Source organism: Brenneria tiliae, from assembly GCF_023347575.1.
GTDB lineage: Bacteria > Pseudomonadota > Gammaproteobacteria > Enterobacterales > Enterobacteriaceae > Brenneria > Brenneria corticis.
In genome coordinates, this window is sequence record NZ_JAKPCB010000097.1 from 1 (window position 1) to 17,334 (window position 17,334).

Annotated in this window: 15 protein-coding genes and 1 pseudogene; 12 read left to right on the forward strand and 4 right to left on the reverse strand. The window is 56.2% G+C overall.

Annotated elements, in window-relative coordinates; all coding sequences use genetic code 11:
• Positions 1-128: 128 nt before the first annotated feature.
• Positions 129-374, reverse strand: a pseudogene (locus tag MFP24_RS11260) (NAD(P)H-dependent oxidoreductase); the annotation flags it as partial.
• Between the two features lie 116 nt (positions 375-490).
• On the opposite strand from MFP24_RS11260, the gene MFP24_RS11265 reads away from it, so the two are divergent.
• Positions 491-1,087 carry a TetR/AcrR family transcriptional regulator gene (locus MFP24_RS11265; protein WP_249230155.1) on the forward strand — a complete coding sequence of 199 codons (597 nt, stop codon included), beginning with the start codon at positions 491-493 and terminating at the stop codon, positions 1,085-1,087.
• Here MFP24_RS11265 and gss read toward each other — a convergent pair.
• Together gss and MFP24_RS11275 are read right to left on the reverse strand one after the other, a co-directional pair.
• Entirely contained in the window at positions 1,056-2,954 is a 1,899-nt protein-coding gene (gene gss / locus MFP24_RS11270; RefSeq protein ID WP_249230156.1) for a bifunctional glutathionylspermidine amidase/synthase, read from the reverse strand. The genes MFP24_RS11265 and gss overlap by 32 nt on opposite strands.
• 240 nt (positions 2,955-3,194) lie before the next feature.
• On the reverse strand, positions 3,195-3,824 hold the full coding sequence (locus MFP24_RS11275) for a LysE family translocator (RefSeq protein WP_249230163.1): 630 nt from the start codon (positions 3,822-3,824) through the stop codon (positions 3,195-3,197).
• 307 nt (positions 3,825-4,131) lie between these two features.
• Here MFP24_RS11275 and MFP24_RS11280 point away from each other — a divergent pair, with 307 nt between their 5' ends.
• From MFP24_RS11280 to MFP24_RS24245, 11 genes are all read left to right on the forward strand, one after another.
• Positions 4,132-4,704, forward strand: coding sequence for a YfaZ family outer membrane protein (locus tag MFP24_RS11280; protein WP_249230164.1), 573 nt, complete (start codon positions 4,132-4,134; stop codon positions 4,702-4,704).
• A gap of 293 nt (positions 4,705-4,997) precedes the next feature.
• Positions 4,998-5,351: a DMT family transporter gene (locus tag MFP24_RS11285; protein WP_249230165.1), complete on the forward strand. Its 354-nt coding sequence runs from the start codon at positions 4,998-5,000 to the stop codon at positions 5,349-5,351.
• A complete protein-coding gene (locus MFP24_RS11290) occupies positions 5,348-5,677 on the forward strand; it encodes a DMT family transporter (protein ID WP_249230166.1) in 330 nt (109 codons plus the stop codon). Before MFP24_RS11285 ends, MFP24_RS11290 begins: the two co-directional genes overlap by 4 nt.
• Complete coding sequence (gene cutC / locus MFP24_RS11295) at positions 5,674-8,064, forward strand: choline trimethylamine-lyase (RefSeq protein ID WP_249230168.1); 2,391 nt, start codon at positions 5,674-5,676, stop codon at positions 8,062-8,064. Before MFP24_RS11290 ends, cutC begins: the two co-directional genes overlap by 4 nt.
• The gene (locus MFP24_RS11300; RefSeq protein ID WP_249230169.1) at positions 8,027-8,881 is read left to right on the forward strand and encodes a glycyl-radical enzyme activating protein; all 855 of its coding nucleotides are present in this window, start codon (positions 8,027-8,029) and stop codon (positions 8,879-8,881) included. The genes cutC and MFP24_RS11300 overlap by 38 nt, the downstream gene beginning before the upstream one ends.
• A 156-nt stretch (positions 8,882-9,037) precedes the next feature.
• Positions 9,038-10,144 carry an efflux RND transporter periplasmic adaptor subunit gene (locus MFP24_RS11305; protein ID WP_249230170.1) on the forward strand — a complete coding sequence of 369 codons (1,107 nt, stop codon included), beginning with the start codon at positions 9,038-9,040 and terminating at the stop codon, positions 10,142-10,144.
• A gap of 10 nt (positions 10,145-10,154) precedes the next feature.
• Positions 10,155-13,313 carry an efflux RND transporter permease subunit gene (locus MFP24_RS11310; RefSeq protein WP_249230171.1) on the forward strand — a complete coding sequence of 1,053 codons (3,159 nt, stop codon included), beginning with the start codon at positions 10,155-10,157 and terminating at the stop codon, positions 13,311-13,313.
• On the forward strand, positions 13,288-14,313 hold the full coding sequence (locus MFP24_RS11315) for an AI-2E family transporter (RefSeq protein ID WP_249230172.1): 1,026 nt from the start codon (positions 13,288-13,290) through the stop codon (positions 14,311-14,313). Before MFP24_RS11310 ends, MFP24_RS11315 begins: the two co-directional genes overlap by 26 nt.
• Positions 14,314-14,451: 138 nt before the next feature.
• Positions 14,452-15,294, forward strand: coding sequence for a transcriptional regulator (locus MFP24_RS11320; protein WP_249230173.1), 843 nt, complete (start codon positions 14,452-14,454; stop codon positions 15,292-15,294).
• Complete coding sequence (locus MFP24_RS11325) at positions 15,291-15,782, forward strand: FidL-like protein (RefSeq protein WP_249230174.1); 492 nt, start codon at positions 15,291-15,293, stop codon at positions 15,780-15,782. Before MFP24_RS11320 ends, MFP24_RS11325 begins: the two co-directional genes overlap by 4 nt.
• 58 nt (positions 15,783-15,840) lie before the next feature.
• Positions 15,841-16,098, forward strand: a complete 258-nt coding sequence (locus MFP24_RS24245) for an SDR family NAD(P)-dependent oxidoreductase (RefSeq protein ID WP_346428730.1) — start codon at positions 15,841-15,843, stop codon at positions 16,096-16,098.
• Here MFP24_RS24245 and MFP24_RS11330 read toward each other — a convergent pair.
• Positions 16,013-17,323, reverse strand: coding sequence for a glycoside hydrolase family 68 protein (locus MFP24_RS11330; protein WP_249230175.1), 1,311 nt, complete (start codon positions 17,321-17,323; stop codon positions 16,013-16,015). The genes MFP24_RS24245 and MFP24_RS11330 overlap by 86 nt on opposite strands.
• Positions 17,324-17,334 lie beyond the last annotated feature (11 nt).

A 17,334-nucleotide genomic window follows, 5' to 3' on the forward strand; every position in this document is an offset into this window, starting at 1 on the left:
GTTGTAAGGCGGAAGTAATTTGGCCAACACAGCGGCTTTACGTTCCGGTGAATAACGTTTCATATCAGGCTCCGTTGCCCCCATTGAGATTTTCAGTATGGGGTGTCAACTATCCTGCCAGAGGGGGGCACCAGCGCATCCGCATTGTCGATGCGCGACTGCTGCGCAGCCACATCAGGCGGCGTTGCGCCGGTCTGCTGAAAAGCCGCCACATCTGACGCGGAAAAAATCGGGTTAAAGCCTTCCTGCGCAAGATCCGCTATTTCAAACGTATTTTGCGGATTTGATTCAGCGATACCTTGCGCAACGGCGGCCGCGGCGCTGTGGGTCAGTGAGGTATTAACAGGATGAGAAACAACGATTAATGCATGCATTATGGGTACTCCCTATTGCCATGAAAGAGTGCCGGAGCTAGTCTTATATACTAACAGTAACCTACCACCAGTAAGTTACCTTTGGTATATAAGCATGTCAACGGGAAATAGCGGCAATGTCCAGACCACGCGTACGACAGCGTTTATCAAGAGAAGAACGTCATCTACAGCTGATAGAAGTCGCATGGCGGATTATTCGGGAAGAAGGCACGGAAGCGCTGACGCTCGGGCATCTGGCGGAAAAGGCGGGCGTGACCAAACCGGTGGTTTACGATCACTTTACCAGCCGTTCCGGGCTTTTCGCCGCGCTTTATAAAGAATTCGATCAGCGCCAGACGGCGCTGATGGATGAAATTATCCGCCAAACAGAGCCGACGCTCGAGAAACTGGCGTCGATCATCGCCACCTCATACATTGAGTGCGTGCTGCTTCAGGGGCGTGAAATGCCCAACGTGATGGCAGCGCTCAACGGCACTCCCGAGCTTGAACAAATCAGACAGGAATATGCCGCTATCTTTACGGAAAAATGCCGCGAGCTATTTACTCCGTTCTGCAATCACCCGCTCAGTGACGCAACCCTCCGGGCGATGCTTGGTTCCGCCGAAGGGTTATCTTATGCCACGGTTAAAGAGGTTATTACGGAACAGCAGGCAAAGGATGAACTGTTCCACGTGATTATCTCTATGGTGCAGAGGCATCGCGCAGCGCGCTAATCTGATTATCTTTCAGCACAATCAGCGGCTCGATATCACTCTCTTTTTTGATCACCAGCGAATCATCGCCGCGCAGGCAGGCGCCGCCGTAATTGCCGCCAACGGTAAAGGTACAGACCTGAATGTACTTCCCGGCGACATTAGGCAGACACCACAGCTGCTGGTAGATATTTTTCCGATCGACGAACTTGCCGGAAGTCTTATCCAGCACTTCATCGTGGTGGCTGACCAGGTCGATGTTGCTGCCGCAGCGCCCGGAAATCGGCTTGATCGCATAACCGGTTTTCGCCAGCCCTTCGTTCACCGCAAAATCGGTATCCAGCAGATAGCGATGATGCGGGAACAGCGACCAAAGCACCGGCAGAATCGCTTTATTACCGGGGATCACCGTCCACAGCGGCTCAAAGACCATCACTTCGGGACGCATCAGCACGTCGATCAGGCGCACCTCATTATCCGGGTGCCCGGTACGAATCGGCACCGCCGCGAATTCGGCGGCGCTGACCTCGCGCACCTGTTCAATAACGGTCTCCCAGGCCCAGGTTTTCCAGACGCAGTTCACCAGCCGGCCATCGCCATCAATAAGCCGCCCGGCGGTATCCCAGCGCAGTTCGTCAAGCCCGTAGAGGATTTTGCTCTCGAAACCGGCCTGCGTCAGGGCGCGTTGCATAAACCCGGCGTGGTAATTCTCTTCCAGATCCTTGTCCTGCATGATATGGACAAAAGGCCGCGCCAGGCTGTGTTTCCACGCGCCGGTCAGTTCGCCGAGCAACTCTTCCGCCGGGTTATGCCCCTGGCCAGAGTACCCCTGGCGCGCCCACTGTTCGAGGATCAGACCGCCTTCGGTATGGCAGGAAGCGGAATCCGCATTGTATTCATAGACTTTCAGACCGCGCTCATCCATGCAGAAGTCCATGCGACCGGTGATCATATCGTGCCGGCGCCGCTGCCAGGAGAGCCGTAAACGCGGCCACAGAATCTTGGGGATATCAAAAAGCGCCAGCAAATCATCATCTTTCATCACCTTATCGGTGGCGTGCAGATACATCAGATGCAGCTCATTGGTCGCCTTGATCAATTCCTGCTCGGCGCATTCGGTGATGGTGAAATATTGATAGGGATCCTGGTTGATAACGTGGCCGCCATTCGCCTGCACATAGGCCATTTGCAAGGGATCCCGCTCATTCAGCCACTTGCCGTCGAACTGCCCCTGATTGTCCAGCCGCGCGCCGTGGATGGCCAATGCCGCTCCGGGGATGGCCGGCTGCGGCAGGCTGTGCTCCGTCTCGTCGGTCTGAATCATCCAGCCGAGAATAGTGGTGTCATCGAAGGTGTCGTGAATGGTGTAGCGGCCGTCGCTCACTTCCAGCGTCAGTTCGCGCGTCCACTGCTGCCCTGCGGGTAACAGCGTGTCAGTCACGTTCTGCTCGGCGACGCGAACCTTATTGCCCACCAGTTGGGTGATTACCGCCACGTGGCCGGTCTGGTAAAATTCGCCGCCTTTTTGCCAGATCAGCAGCGCGCCGGCTATCGGCGGGCGCAGAGAGCCGTTGGCAAAGGCCTGTAAAGGCAGGATATTGTCATTAACGACCTGGCGCAAAAAGCGCAGAGAGAAGATTTCATACGCCATGCCGACGTCGGTAAAGACGAAGCCATGGTTCAAAAACAGAAAACGGCGGGCGAACTCGACGCACTGCCACTTGTGCCCCATATATTCGTTGTCGATATAGCTGCGAAACGAGGCGTCGCCCGGCATGTTTTGCCGGTCCAGACTTCTGTAATTCGATGAATAAATCGCCACGCCGCCCGGCGCGTACCCCAACAACGTGCCGAATGGGGCGTCACTATCTGTTGTTCCTTTGCTCATTGCCTGACCTCAAATTAATGCAGCCCGGACAGTTGGCGATAGAAAAACCCTCTATTATCCCGTCCAGGCAATACCCGACAGAGGTGGGATTATGATAGCACTCATTCGATAGGATAATGGCGTGGGCCAGAAAATTACCCGACTGTCCGCGTCGCTGAATCCGGCAATATCCTGGCGCTATCTGACCGTGGTACGGTAGTTTGATCCAGGCGCTGGCAACGGGATTATCAATCCCTTTAATTATCTCTTTTCCAATGCCATTTTTAACGCTAATCCAGCCAATACCGTCCCCATTAACCAGCGTTGCATAACCATCCAAAATGGACGGCCGGTCAGGAAAATCGCTATTGTTCCTGCGGATACTGCTATAACGGCGTTTACAGAGACGCTAATAATTATTTGTATAAATCCCAATGCAAGCGATTGTGTCAGCACGCTCCCATGCTCGGCGTTAATAAATTGAGGCAATAAAGATAAATACATTATCGCTATTTTAGGATTAAGCAGATTAGTAACAAACCCCATCATAAAGAGTTTATAAGGACCATCTTTTTCCAGTTCACGAACCTGAAATGGTGAATGCCCGCCGGGTTTAATTACCTGCCAGGCAAGATAAAGAAGGTAAGCGGCGCCCCCAATACGAAGAGCATCATAGGCATAAGGAATGGTTATTATCAGTGCGGTAATCCCAAACGCGGCGCAGAACATATAGAAAACAAAACCGAGGGCCACACCAGACAGAGATATCAGTCCGGCGGTCCGCCCCTGGCAGAGGGAGCGCGAGATCAGGTAAACCATGTTCGGCCCCGGAGTCAGAACCATCCCCAGAGCAACAAAACCAAATGCGATCATACTTGATATATCAGGCATTTCGACCATCCCCGTACCATTTTAATACCCATAACCATAATCGAAGCATCGAAAAACACAATCGGAAAATTATTTTATCGCCGCAGTTCGATATCCAGTATCCCCCCTTACAGCTCATTCCTGTTTATCGAGATAAAAATATAAATACGCCGAAACATACAGAATTAAAAACTATATATTTATATTTTACAGAATTAAATTGCAGGCAAGCGCCAGTGTACGGTTTCATATCCCCACCGGAGAAATGCTGAACGATAAAGGCTTTCTTCCTTGTTTATAACCATTCAGAGAGTTAAAGGTGAATATGATGAAAGTACGTACCACGTTAAAAGCAATTACGGCGCTTGTTGGTTTTTCCGCACTGTCTATGGCTTTTCTTCCTGCCGCACAGGCGGTCCAGGGGGAAGTCGCCGTCGGGAAAAACTTCACCGACGTTAATATCGGCCAGGGACAAGAGACCTCCGGCTTATATATCAACGGCGGATGGACCAAAAACAACCAGAACGGCCGCGAAGTCGCCGGGGGCGAAGGCGGCATTAATCTTCCGGCGGGCCGGGCGATGGTTAATCTGGGCGCGCAGGCAAAATATATCAAAGGATCCAAGGGGAATTCAGAAGGCGTTGCCTTCCCGGTCGGCGCGGGAATCAAGGTGCCGTTTACCGATAGCGTCGGCTTTTATGCCAGCGGCTATACCGCGCCGCGCCAATTAAGCAATAGCGCCAAAAACTATGTGGATGCGGATGCCGGATTCAACTGGTCGCCGGTCAGTCCGCTAACGTTAAAAGCCGGTTACCGTTATATCGGTATGGATGGAAAAAATTCCCGCGCCAATGAACGCCTGATTGACGGGCCTTATATCGGCGGCAAAGTAAGTTTCTAACGCTGGCTACTATCCAGTACTGCTTCTGGTTATCTCCAACAACCTTCCATTACAGGGAATCGCCCTGTAATGGAAAGAACGACGGGTATAGTGAGGTTGCTGACAAACCCTTCATCTGCATCGTCATCCCCGCGCAGGCGGGGATCTGCTTTCAGCTAATGCATTGATATCAGAAAGATTCCTGCTTTCGCAGGAATGACGGATTTGGAACCGGTATTACAGGCGCTTACTTTGTCAATGGCCTGAGTGCGCTTGAAAACGCGCACTCACCACTAATATATCAGGATTTATTCATGACTCGCAGAAAATGTTATTTCTGGCTATTGGTGGCGATTATTTTTGAAATATTCGCCACCAATATGCTGATATTATCGGATGGCATAACGAGAGTTTTACCTTCGTTATTAGCCACGCTAGGTTATATGGTTTCCTATTACACGCTGACATTATCGCTGCAACGTATATCTCTGGGATTTGCCTACGCCTTATGGTCCGGCATCGGTATTCTGGCGACGAATATTCTGGCAGCGATTTTCTGGAATATTCCGCTACAGACCATCAGTATTATCGGCATGTGGTTAATTATCATCGGCGTATTGATTATTAATTTACTGGCGAAAAATGACGCGGGAGTAAGCCAATCATGATGCCGTTAATCGTATTGACCTTCTGGCTGTTTATTGCCGTGGCGCTGGAAGTCACCGGCACCAGCCTGCTTATCAAGACGCGCAATTTTAGCCGGTTTCTCCCTTCATTATTGACCATCTTCGCTTATCTGGGGTGCTTTTATGCGCTGGCGCAGGCCATGACCATGAGCTCGCCGGGGCTGGTCTATTCCCTGTGGTGCGGTTTGGGAATTGTGTTGGTGGCGATTGCCGGATTTATTTTCTATCAACAAAAACCGGATAAATACGGCGTTATCGGACTCTGTTTCATTATTTCCGGTTGTATCATTATGGGGATATTTAAATGATGACCTATCAAGAAACCCATTTATTACCACGCATCGCCGCATTGCGCGCCCGCTATTTAAAAGCCAAACCCTTTATTTCCATCTCGCGGGCACGTGCGGTAACCGACGTTTACCGGCGCAATCCCGGTATGCCGGCCATTCTGCTGCGGGCGATGGCATTTCGGCGCGCCTGTCAGACCGCGCCGCTGGTAATCGAAGACGGAGAGTTGATCATCAGCCATCCGGCCGGACGCGCCCGCGGGGGAGAAATTTCGCCGGAAATCGCCTGGCGCTGGGTTGCCGAAGAGCTGGAGAGCATGGCCACGCGGGCGCAGGATCCCTATTTCATCAGCGAGTCCGACCAGCAGGAACTGCGTGAGCATATTTTCCCGTTCTGGCAAGGGCGTTCGCTGGATGAGATGGCCGAAACCCAGCTGCGCCAGGCCGGGCTGTGGGCGTGGAGTAATGACGAAGGCATTTGCGATCTTACCATCAAAACCCAGAACGGCGGCGGGGATACCTGTCCGGGGTACGACAATATTCTGCTGACGCGGGGTATGGGCGGCATTCGTGCGCAAGCGGTGGAAGCGCTGGACGGCCTGCGGGCGGTGGCGGATGACGCGCAGGAAAAACGTTATTTCTATCAGTCGGTTATTCAGACCTGCGACGGCGTGATCGAGTATGCCCGGCGCTATGCCGCCTACGCCGGACGGCTGGCGGAAAAACAGACCGATCCGCTGCGCCGCGCCGAATTGCGGCAACTGGCGGAGATATGCCTGCGCGTGCCGGAACATCCTCCGCGCCACTTCCACGAAGCGTTGCAGTCCATCTGGTTCGTGCAATCGCTGTTTATTCTGGAAGAGAACCAGACCGGCATTTCCCTGGGCCGGGCCGACCAGTACCTGTGGCCTTATCTGGAAGCGGATCTGGCCGCCGGCGTATTGACGCAGGAGCAGGCCGAGACGCTGATCTGCTGCTGGATGATTAAAATGTCGGAGTGCCTGTGGATTTGCAGCGAATCGACGGCGATGTATTTCGCAGGATATCAGCCATTTATCAATCTGGTGGTGGGCGGACAACAACGTGAAGGCGGCGACGCCACCAACCCGCTGTCGCTGCTTTTTATGGATTGCTCGCGCAAACTGAAGCTCTATCAGCCCGGACTGGCGGTCAGGATCCACAATCAAACGCCGGCGCGTTTCCTGCGCAAGGTCGTGGATGTCATTCGGGCGGGCATGGGCTTTCCGGCCTGCCACTTTGACGATGCGCATATCAAGATGATGCTGCGTAAAGGCTTTGACTATGAAGATGCGCGCGACTACTGCCTGATGGGCTGCGTGGAGCCGCAGAAGTCGGGGAAAATCTATCAGTGGACCTCGGTCGGCTATACCACGTTCACCAGCGCGATCGAGCTGGCGATAAACAACGGCAAAACCGCCAGCGGCGCGCAGGTCGGGCCGCAAACCGGCGAGATCGCCACGCTCGCCGATTACCGCGCCTTCGAGGACGCGGTGAAAACCCAGCTGCGCCATATTATACGTCAGGCGGCGGAAGCGACGCTGATAGTGCAGAAACTGCATAAAGCCCACGCGCCGAAGCCGCTGATCTCCTGTCTGATCGACGGATGCGTCGAGAGCGGTAAAGACGTGATGCAGGGCGGCGCGTTCGTCAACAACGGCCCCGGTCTGATCTGGACCGGCCTGGCGGATTTCGCCAACTCCATGATGGTGATGCGCGAGCTGGTCTATCGCCAGCGCCGGGTGACGCCAGTCGAGATGGCCGATGCCCTGAACAACAATTTTCAGGGCCAGGAGACGCTGCGCCATGCCTGTCTACAGGTCGATAAGTTCGGCAACGACATTAAAGCGGTCGACCTGATCGCCCGCGATCTGATCCGTTTCATCGAGTACGAGCACCGCAAATACCCGATGCTCTACAGTCCGTTTACCCACGGCACCTTGTCCATTTCCAACAATACGCCGTTTGGCCTGATGACCGGCGCGCTGCCGAGCGGGCGTCTGGCCGGGCAGCCGCTGGCCGACGGCATCAGCCCCGCGCAACAGTCTGATATCGCCGGTCCGACCGCCATTATCAACTCCATCAGCCGCCTTAATGTGGAAGAGATGGAGATTGGCATGGTGCACAACTTCAAGCTGATGTACGGCCTGCTGGATACGCCGGAAGGCGAACAGGGGATCATCAATCTGCTGCGCACCGCCAGCCAGCTGGGCAATGCGCAGATGCAATTCAGCTACGTGGACAACGACACGCTGTTGAAAGCGCAAAAGAATCCCGATGCCTATCGCAATCTGATGATCCGCGTTGCCGGATACAGCGCATTTTTCGTGGAACTTAGTCGTGAGGTACAGGATGAAATTATCAGCCGCACCGTGCTCCGTCGCTTCTGACGCGTCTCAGACGACGGGGAGACTCTTCAATATTCAGCGTTTCTCGCTGCATGACGGACCGGGGATCCGCAGCGTGGTATTCCTGAAAGGCTGTCCGTTGCAATGCGTATGGTGCGCCAATCCGGAGGGAATTAGCCCGCGGCAGGATGTTTTTGCCGGGCGATGCCCGCAGAGCGCCCCGCGCCATATCGGCGAAGTGAGAACCGTGGCCGACGTGCATGCGCAGGTCATGGCGGATGAAGCCTATTATCGGACCTCCGGCGGCGGCGTCACCCTGAGCGGCGGAGAAATGGCGATGCAGCCCCTCTTCGCCAGAGAATTGCTCGCGGCCTGCCGCCTGGATGGGGTACATACGGCGGTGGAGACGTCGGGATTCGCGCCCTGGTCGGCGCTGTGGCAGGCGTGCGAGTTCAGCCAGTTGATCCTGTTCGATCTCAAACTGGCCGATCAGCAACGGCACGTCCGCTACACCGGCGTCGGCAATCAGTTGATTCTGCTCAACCTGAAACGGCTGCTCACCGGCAGCATTCCGATTCGTCTGCGCATTCCGGTGATCCCGGGCGTGAACGACGATCCGCCGCAGGCGGAAAAAATGATGTCGATGATCCGCGCCCTGACGGCCGGCCATAGCGCATTTACCGGGATCGATCTGTTGCCGTACCACAGTTTCGGCGTCGGCAAGTACGCGCTGCTGGGTAAACCCTATCGGTATGCGGAAATGCATCCCGACGCCGGCAACGCCAATACCGCAACGCTGGCAAACGCCGCGCAACGCCATGGGCTGCCCACAGCGACGCTTTCCCACTGTATAGCCTAGCAAGCCTTGTGGAGCGACCGTCGCATTCAGCAAGGCTGGCAAGCCTCGTCTCCTGAAAAGGCGCATCCAATACCGGATGCGCCGGGAGAGCCGTCGGCCAAAACGGCGGTTTTCCTCTCTGACGTTGCGTACATTTATTTTTCTCAGGTCATAGTCATGAATATTTTCACTGGAAAAGAAAATCTGCTTAACCGACTGATATTGCTGGGCGTACTGATTTCCGGCAACGTGCCGGCCGCCCCTGTTGCGGTGGTGACGACGGCCGGCGCGGCGCAGGCGGCGGCCGAGGTGGAGAAAACCTATTTGGGCCGGATTGAGGCGATTCGTTCGACGCCGATAGTGGCAAGGGTGCAGGGATTCATCGCGCAACGCCATTTTCACGATGGCGATTGGGTTAACGCGGGCCAGGTGCTATTTGAGATAGATCCCGCGGAACAAGAGGCCGCGGCGACGCGAGCGCGCGCCGCCGTGACCAGCGCTCAGGCCAACGTCAACAATGCGCGCCTGCATTTCAATCGGCTTAACCGCCTGACGGCGGCACAGGCGGTCAGCCAGGCGGATAAGGACGGGGCGAAAGCGAATCTGGAGGTGGCGCTGGCCGCATTGAGCAAGGCCAACGCCGATCTCGCTACGCAGAGGATCACGTTAGGCTATACCCGGATTACCGCGCCGTTTAGCGGGCGAATCAGCCACAGCGCCTATTATCCCGGCACGCTGGTCGGCCCGGCGACGGGAACCTTAGCGACCTTGACGCAGTTGGATCCGTTACGTGTGGTCGTATCGATCAATGAGCCGGACTACCTGCGTGAAGTGGCGCAGGGGATATCGCATCAAGGCCGGACACTTGAGGATATTTCCCCGCAGCTGCGGCTCAGCGACGGCAGCCGCTATACCCATGCCGGCCGTTTCGATGCCTGGGACAACGCCATCGACCCGCTAACGGGCACAGTGGCGCTACGCTTACAGTTCCCAAATCCTGATGAAAAACTGTTGCCGGGCGGCGTGGTCAGGGTGGTGATGCACTCCTCCTCTCCTGCGCCGCTAATGATCCCGGCGGCCGCGTTGCAACAGGATAAAAACGGTTATTTCGTGATGATCGTCAACGTCCGGTCGCAGGTAGAAAAACGGCGCGTCACGGTCGGGGCGCCGGCGCAGGGGATGTATCCGGTCATATCCGGGTTGTCACACGGCCAGCGGGTCATTGTGTCCGGCATCCAGCATTTGCAGACGGGCGATGCCGTCACGCCGTCGACGCAATCCTAAGGAGGGGAACATGCTGCATTTTTTCATTCGAAGACCCAAATTTGCGATGGTGCTGGCGTTAATTATCGTTATTGCCGGGTGTCTGGCGCTGCGCTTGATGCCGGTGGAGCAGTTTCCGGATATCACGCCGCCCGTCGTGCGCGTCAGCGCCTTTTATCCGGGCGCCAATGCCGGCGATGTGGCGCAGGCCGTCGGCGGCCCGATTGAGCGGCAGATTAACGGCGTCAGCCATATGCTGTATATGGAATCGAACAGCAGCAACAATGGGCGCTATGACCTGTCGATTACGTTTGCCAATGGAACCTCCGCCGATATGGCGGTGGTCGAGATCCAGAACCGTTTGTCACAGGTGACGGCGCAACTGCCGCCGGAAGTCAATGCTCAGGGCATCACCGTGAGTAAACGCGCGTCGAATATCCTGATGGGGATCAGCCTGACGTCGCCGAAACGGTCGCACGATATGCTCGCGCTGAGCCAGTTTGCCCGTCAGCGAGTGCGCGATGCGCTGGCGCGCATTGACGGCGTCGGGGATGTCGATGTGCTGGGCGCGCGGGACTACAGCATGCGAGTCTGGTTGAAACCCCAACGGATGGAAGCGCTGCACATCAGCACGGACGACATTATCACGGCGCTGCGTCAGCAAAACGTACAGGCGGCGGCGGGACAGCTGGGCGCCTCGCCGACACCCGCAACCCAGTTGCAGACCCTCACGCTCAGCGGGCAAGGCCGGCTTGATTCTCCCGCCGCGTTCGCCCGGATTGTGCTGCGCAGTAACGCGCACGGCGGCATGGTGCGGCTGGGAGATGTGGCCGATGTCGCGTTGGGCGCGGAAAACTATCAGATCAACGCCTCGGTGAATAACACATCCGGCGTATTGCTGATGGTTTACCCGGCGCCGGGGGCCAATGCGCTGCGTCTGGTAACCGCCATCAAGCAGGAGCTGGCGCGTCTCTCGGCCGATTTTCCTGAAGATATCCGTTATCAGGTGAAATTCGACGCCAGTGAGTCGGTGCAAAGCGCCATCAAGGAGATTAACCAGTCGCTGGCGCTGACGCTGCTGGTGGTATTGCTGGTGGTCTATCTGTTTATGCAGCGCGTTCGGGCGACGCTCATCGTTGCGCTGGCGATCCCTGTTTCGCTGCTGGGTACGGTGGCGGTGCTCTATCTGATGGGGTACAGCCTGAATATGCTCAGCCTGTTCGCCATGGTGCTGGCGCTGAATATCGTGGTGGATGACGCGATTGTGGTGGTGGAGAGCGTCGAGCGGCTGATGAGCGATAGCCCCGGAAAAACGGCGCTGCAAGCGACGCGTGAAGCGGTCACGCAGATCGCCGGACCGGTTATTGCCACAACCTTGGTGCTGCTGGCGGTATTTGTGCCAATCACCATGATGTCGGGGATTAGCGGGGAGCTGTATCGGCAGTTTGCGCTGACGCTCTGCGCCGCGATGATCATTTCCAGCTTCACGGCGTTGACCTTAACGCCCGCGCTGTCCGCCCTGCTGGTCCGCCGGCACGCAACGCCGGTAACCGGCGGATTCGCACGCTTCAATCGTGGCGTGGAGGCGCTGCGGGACGGGTATGTCCGGGTTGTCGAGCGTATTAGCCGCCACGCCTGGATCGGCATAGCCGGTGTGGTCGGGGCGGCCGCTATCGTCTGGGGATGTTACCGCATGCTGCCGACGGCGTTCCTGCCGCAGGAGGATCAGGGATACGTCTTTATCAACGCGCAGCTACCGGATGGCGCATCGTTGATGCGCACCGACCAGGTGATGGATCAGATGTACCAGCAGTTGGCGGCAAATCCTGCGGTCGAAGACGTGATAAAAATCAGCGGATTCAGTCTGATCAGCGGGGCCAATGCGTCGAATACCGGATTTGCGATTGTGATGCTGAAGCCCTGGCGGGAACGCCCGAGCGTCGATAAGCTGCTGCCGGCCATGCAGCAACAGCTGGCGCGCATTCCGTCGGCAATGCTGATGGTTATTGCGCCGCCGCCGATTAGCGGACTAGGAAATGCGGCGGGATTTGACCTGCGCTTGCAGGCGTTAAGCGGACAATCGCCCCGGCAACTCGCGCGCATCAGTCATGCTATTATTATGGCGGCCAATCAGCAGCCAGCGCTACAGCGGGTATTCACCACCTTCAGCGCCAACAGCCCGGAGCTAAAACTGGTCATCGATCGCCAGCGGGCCGCGATGTTGCAGGTGCCGATAGAGCGCGTCTTCGCCACGCTGCAAACCGCCTTTGGCGGTACGCTGGCGGGCGACTTCACCCAGGACAACCGGTTATATCGGGTCCAGGTGCAAAATGAAATGAATTACCGGCAGCGCAGTGAACAAATCCATCATCTGTCGGTACGCAGCAACAGCGGCGCGCTGGTCAATCTGAGCCAACTGGTGACGATGGAACCCACGCTGGGTACGCCGTTTCTTACGGCGTACAACCTGTTTCCCTCGGTATCGGTAAATGGTTCCGGCGCGGAAAACGTGCGCTCCGGCGAAACGATGCGGGTGATGGAGCAGGTATTGCGCGACCATCTGCCGCCGGGCTATGGCTACAGCTGGAGCGGATTATCGTTACAGGAACGGCAAAACAGCGGACAGATCCTCTATCTTTGCCTGGCGGCTATCCTGTTTGCCTATCTGTTTCTGGTCGCGCAGTATGAAAGCTGGAGTATTCCGGCGGCGGTACTGCTCTCGGTGGTTTTTGCGCTGGCAGGCGCCACGATCGGGCTGCGACTGACCGGCCTGACCAACAATATTTATGCGCAGATCGGGTTAATGTTGCTGATTGGTCTTGCCGCGAAGAACGCCATTTTGATCGTCGAATTTGCCGCTAAACGGCGCGCCGCGGGGGAAAACCTGATGCAATCCGCGCTCTCCGGCGCACGTCAGCGCTTTCGTGCGGTTATCATGACGGCGGTCTCCTTTATTATCGGGGTGATACCCTTGATGCTGGCGGGAGGAGCCAGCGAACAGAGCCGTCAGACGATCGGCGTGACGCTGTTTGCGGGCATGCTGGCGGCCACCACGCTGGGTCTGCTGTTTATTCCGGCGTTATATCTGCATATTCAGACCCTGCGGGAAAAATGCCACCGTCGTTTTAGTGGCGAAAATCCCCATAGGAATAAGAAGGATAACGATGAGAACGCCCCTTCGCACCGATAATAAACTGCTGCAGCGGATGCTGCTTCTGGCGGCATTGACGGTCGTCGTCATTGGCGCCCATATGGCGGCGTCGATCATCTCGCTGCTGCTGTTGTCGCTGTTTCTGGTCATCGTGCTGGAGCCGGTGGTCGGGGTGATATGCCGCACCGGGTTGCCCCGCCCGCTGGTCGTGACGCTGCTGGGCCTTATCTTGCTGTTGGCGCTGACCTACACGCTGCTGATGGTGGTGGCGGCGCTGCCGGAGTTTAACCAGATGAGTATGCAGATGCAGTGGCTGCTTACGCGCCAGCTCGCCGACAGTAAATTGTCGCTGGAAAGCATGGGGCTGTCGGTCACGCCGGAAGCCGTGGTCTCATTGATCGATCCCGGCCAGTTCTTATCCCTGATAGCCCGCATGCTGAGCCGCATTTCGAACCTGTTTTCGGCGGCGCTGGTGGTGTTTCTGACCGTCGTCTTTATGTTGATCGAGGTGCCGTCGCTGGCGGCGAAGACAGGGAAACTGTTTCGGGCCGCCTCGCCTGAAATGCAGGCGGTGCGCAGCGGCATCGCCAGCGTAACGCACTATCTGGTACTGAAAACGCTGATCAGCGCCGCCAACGGGCTGGCCGTATGGGGCGTGCTCTCTTTGCTTCAGGTGAAGTTCGCGTTTATCTGGGGAATTATCGCCTTTCTGTTCAACTTTATTCCGCTTATCGGCTCGATCGTCGCCTCCTTACCGCCGCTGATTCAGGCGTTTGTTTTTAACGGATTCGCCACCGGGGCGGCGGCGCTGGTCATCATTCTGCTGATCAACCTGCTATTGGGATGCGTGCTGGAGCCCTATCTATTCGGACGCAAACTGAACATGTCCGTCAGCGTTATCATGATTTCGTTGCTGGTATGGGGAGGGATACTGGGAATGATCGGCGTATTGCTGGCGGTTCCGCTGACCATGACCTGCAAGCTGACGCTGGAACAGATTAACGGCGGAAAACGCTGGGCCCGTCTGATGGAAGGATAGCGTTAGCGCGCCGCAGCGGGACAGGCTGGCGGCGTAAAAGACCCGATGAACCCGGACTATATTGCTTATATACTGCATCAATCTGGTTCTATAATCGGCGAACGGCTATCCCGCTGACTGAAAATAACGGGTAATTGGATGATTTACATCATAGATGGGGAACTCACCTATAACTCGGACGATTGCACGCTGAGCCACCATTCGGACGATGAACCGATCAAACTCAGTATTCCCGCCGGGCGTTTATTTGAACAATTGCTGACATCCAACGGCGAGGTGCTTTCCCGGGAATACCTGTTAACCGAAGTGTGGGACAAATACGGGTTACGCGGCTCAAACAGTAATCTTAACCAATATATCAGCCTGCTACGCCGCGCCCTCGCCGGCTACGGGTGCGATAACCTGATCGTCACCGTGCCCAAAATGGGCTTTCGCCTGAATACGGATATCGAGATTAGCCGTGAGCCGGATGCGGGATCGCAGAAAACGACGCCGTGGCTGGAAAAGGACGTGCCGCAACAGGCCGAATCAAATACCGGCATAAGCGAGCCGTCGCCATCGGCGGCGCCGATGACGGATAAGCCGCAGCGCTCCACAGGACAGCGGCGTTTTTTCTGGTTCGCCGCCCTGGCGAGTATCGTCAGCGCATCGATTCTGATCGCCGCGCTGGCGCATCTGAGATCCAATCCGCAGGAGCGCGAGATTACGCCGGTCGAGGAGGTACTGGATAATGGCTGCGAGATCACCTACCTCAAAAACATCAGTCGGGACGATCGCCCCGCCGTCAATAGGCAGATTCAGCAAATCCTTACGGCCAACAAGCTGAGCTGCGGCGCTAACCGGCGCATCGTCTTTGATAACTATACCTCTGATTCCACACAGAATTACGGTCGCACCATGTTATCGTTCTGCCAGTTGGGCAACCATCGGGAAATCATCGCTTGCGATAACTTTTATTACTATGACTGGAGAATCAATTGAAGCGAGTCAAAACCTATACGCTTGTCGGGGTAGGTGCCGTGTTATTGCTGGCTGTGCTGATTGCGTTGCTGCTGTTACGGCAGAATACGACGTTTCCATTCAAATGCTCCGGATTTACGCGTTACGATCTGGGTCGCAACGGCAGCGTTCTTGATTATCATCTGGCGCAGGACCTGCGTTTTCAAAGCGCCAATGCCGGCTATTTTCTGCTGAACGGCCACGTCTCCACCGGCGATAAGGATATGACGCTGAGCCGAACGATCAATCTCGATAAAGGCGGAAAGATCGATCAGGATACGTTCCGTTACCATATAAAGGCCGTCACGGCATCCGCAACGGACAACACCCCCGAACCGCTATTCAATCAGCTGCTGTCCGAGTTCACCACGGATAGCGCCACCCTGCAGTTGGACGTTATCCAGCTCGGCAAACAGGCCTATTTAATCGGCGGTCCGATTTCTTACCTGTTTACCTGCGTGGCTTATTAAGCGAAAACCGTGACGCCGCGGCGTTCCAGAATAGGATTTAGTCAAAGGGAGAAACAGCATGCGTATAGCACTGGTGGTGGGAGGGGCGGGCGGATTGGGCCGTGCTGCGGCAACGCGCTTTGCACAAGACGGAATGGCGGTGGTTGTAGCGGATCTTGATGGCGACGTCGCAGAGAAAGTGGCGGCGACGCTTCCCGGTCAGGGGCGGCGTCGGCCGCCCCTGGTGATGGTTATTCCACCGCAACATCAATCATTGGGGGGATATAACCGTAATCGAACTCCTCCAGCACGAAGGTCTGTGCGCCTTTCAGTTTGATCAATACCGTGGGAGCTTCGGTTCCACCGATACGATAGCTGTCTTCACCCGTCGGCACCGAATCAATGAAGGACGTCACCAGACCGTTGGGCATAACGTAGTGCGAATAGGTCTGGTAAGGCTGTGAAGGGGGATTCCCCAGCACCAGGCCAGAACCATTCAGCGGCACGTAAGGCCCGAACAGGTTTTCACTGACGAACCCGTACACACCGTCAGGTCCGGTGAGACCGTCGCCATAGGTAAACTTATGGCTGATGGTGAACAGATAATATTTTCCGTCCTGGAAAACAAAGTGCGGACGTTCGGTCTGGTCGTTAACGCCGACCGCGGTAATCAACGGCGGCAGCAGTTCCCAGTCATCCCCATCCTCGTCGCGGCACACCGCAATACCGATGCAGCCCGTCTGGAAGTGGGAATTACCGGCATCCTCGTAGCCCGGCGGCACATCGCCCAGTTCGTCGGGACCGACCACGTGCGAGCCGCGCTCCCCGGCAACGTTGCCTTCAAACAGCATATACAGCTTGCCGCTTTTCGGATCGCGGAACGGGCAGGGATCGCGGAAGGCCCAGTACTGGTTTTGGCTTTCGGTCTGATACATTTTACCATCCGCCTCAAACAGACTTTTCACCTTTTTAAAGCCCACCATTTCCACGCCGTTTTCCGTGGTCACCACGCGACCGCGCACTTTGACGACGGTCGCGCCCGGCGTTACGGCGGTGTAGTACAGGTCAATTTCGCCGCGTTCGTTCAACAGAACCGGCGTACCGGCCCATTCGCGCGTGGTCGGCGACACGCCTTCGGCCATCACGCGACCGCCCATGATCCAGTCTTTACCGGTGCGTGAATACCAGAAGTACATTTTTGCCCGGCCGTGGCGATCGTTCCAGTCGAGGGTAATATCGTAATTGCCCTGTTCGTCCTGATACTCCGGCGCGGTCGGGTTACGATCGGCGGTCAGGGTGAAAATCACCGACCAGCCGTTAACCGAGGCGATATTGCCGTCGATGTCGCGCAGCGGCATGGTGTCCCAGATAAACACTTCATCGCTCATCACCGGGAAATCCGCGCGGACCAGCGGTTGGGTGGTGGTCGGATCGTTTTCATTGACCTTCAGCGCATCGGCCCGCGACCAGATTGTCGCCTTTGTCGGCTTGTGCGGCTGAACGCCTTTAAGGGAGCAAGTAAGCGAGCTGGTTTTACCTTTAGCTTGATATAGTTCATTCATAATATTTCTCT

Coding starts and splice junctions, on each gene's coding strand:
- MFP24_RS11265 (WP_249230155.1), top strand. CDS start 491: ATGTCCAGACCACGCGTACGACAGCGTTTATCAAGAGAAGAACGTCAT.
- gss (WP_249230156.1), bottom strand. CDS start 2,954: ATGAGCAAAGGAACAACAGATAGTGACGCCCCATTCGGCACGTTGTTG.
- MFP24_RS11315 (WP_249230172.1), top strand. CDS start 13,288: ATGAGAACGCCCCTTCGCACCGATAATAAACTGCTGCAGCGGATGCTG.
- MFP24_RS11300 (WP_249230169.1), top strand. CDS start 8,027: ATGAAATTATCAGCCGCACCGTGCTCCGTCGCTTCTGACGCGTCTCAG.
- MFP24_RS11280 (WP_249230164.1), top strand. CDS start 4,132: ATGAAAGTACGTACCACGTTAAAAGCAATTACGGCGCTTGTTGGTTTT.
- MFP24_RS11275 (WP_249230163.1), bottom strand. CDS start 3,824: ATGCCTGATATATCAAGTATGATCGCATTTGGTTTTGTTGCTCTGGGG.
- cutC (WP_249230168.1), top strand. CDS start 5,674: ATGATGACCTATCAAGAAACCCATTTATTACCACGCATCGCCGCATTG.
- MFP24_RS11305 (WP_249230170.1), top strand. CDS start 9,038: ATGAATATTTTCACTGGAAAAGAAAATCTGCTTAACCGACTGATATTG.
- MFP24_RS11320 (WP_249230173.1), top strand. CDS start 14,452: ATGATTTACATCATAGATGGGGAACTCACCTATAACTCGGACGATTGC.
- MFP24_RS11285 (WP_249230165.1), top strand. CDS start 4,998: ATGACTCGCAGAAAATGTTATTTCTGGCTATTGGTGGCGATTATTTTT.
- MFP24_RS11290 (WP_249230166.1), top strand. CDS start 5,348: ATGATGCCGTTAATCGTATTGACCTTCTGGCTGTTTATTGCCGTGGCG.
- MFP24_RS24245 (WP_346428730.1), top strand. CDS start 15,841: ATGCGTATAGCACTGGTGGTGGGAGGGGCGGGCGGATTGGGCCGTGCT.
- MFP24_RS11310 (WP_249230171.1), top strand. CDS start 10,155: ATGCTGCATTTTTTCATTCGAAGACCCAAATTTGCGATGGTGCTGGCG.
- MFP24_RS11330 (WP_249230175.1), bottom strand. CDS start 17,323: ATGAATGAACTATATCAAGCTAAAGGTAAAACCAGCTCGCTTACTTGC.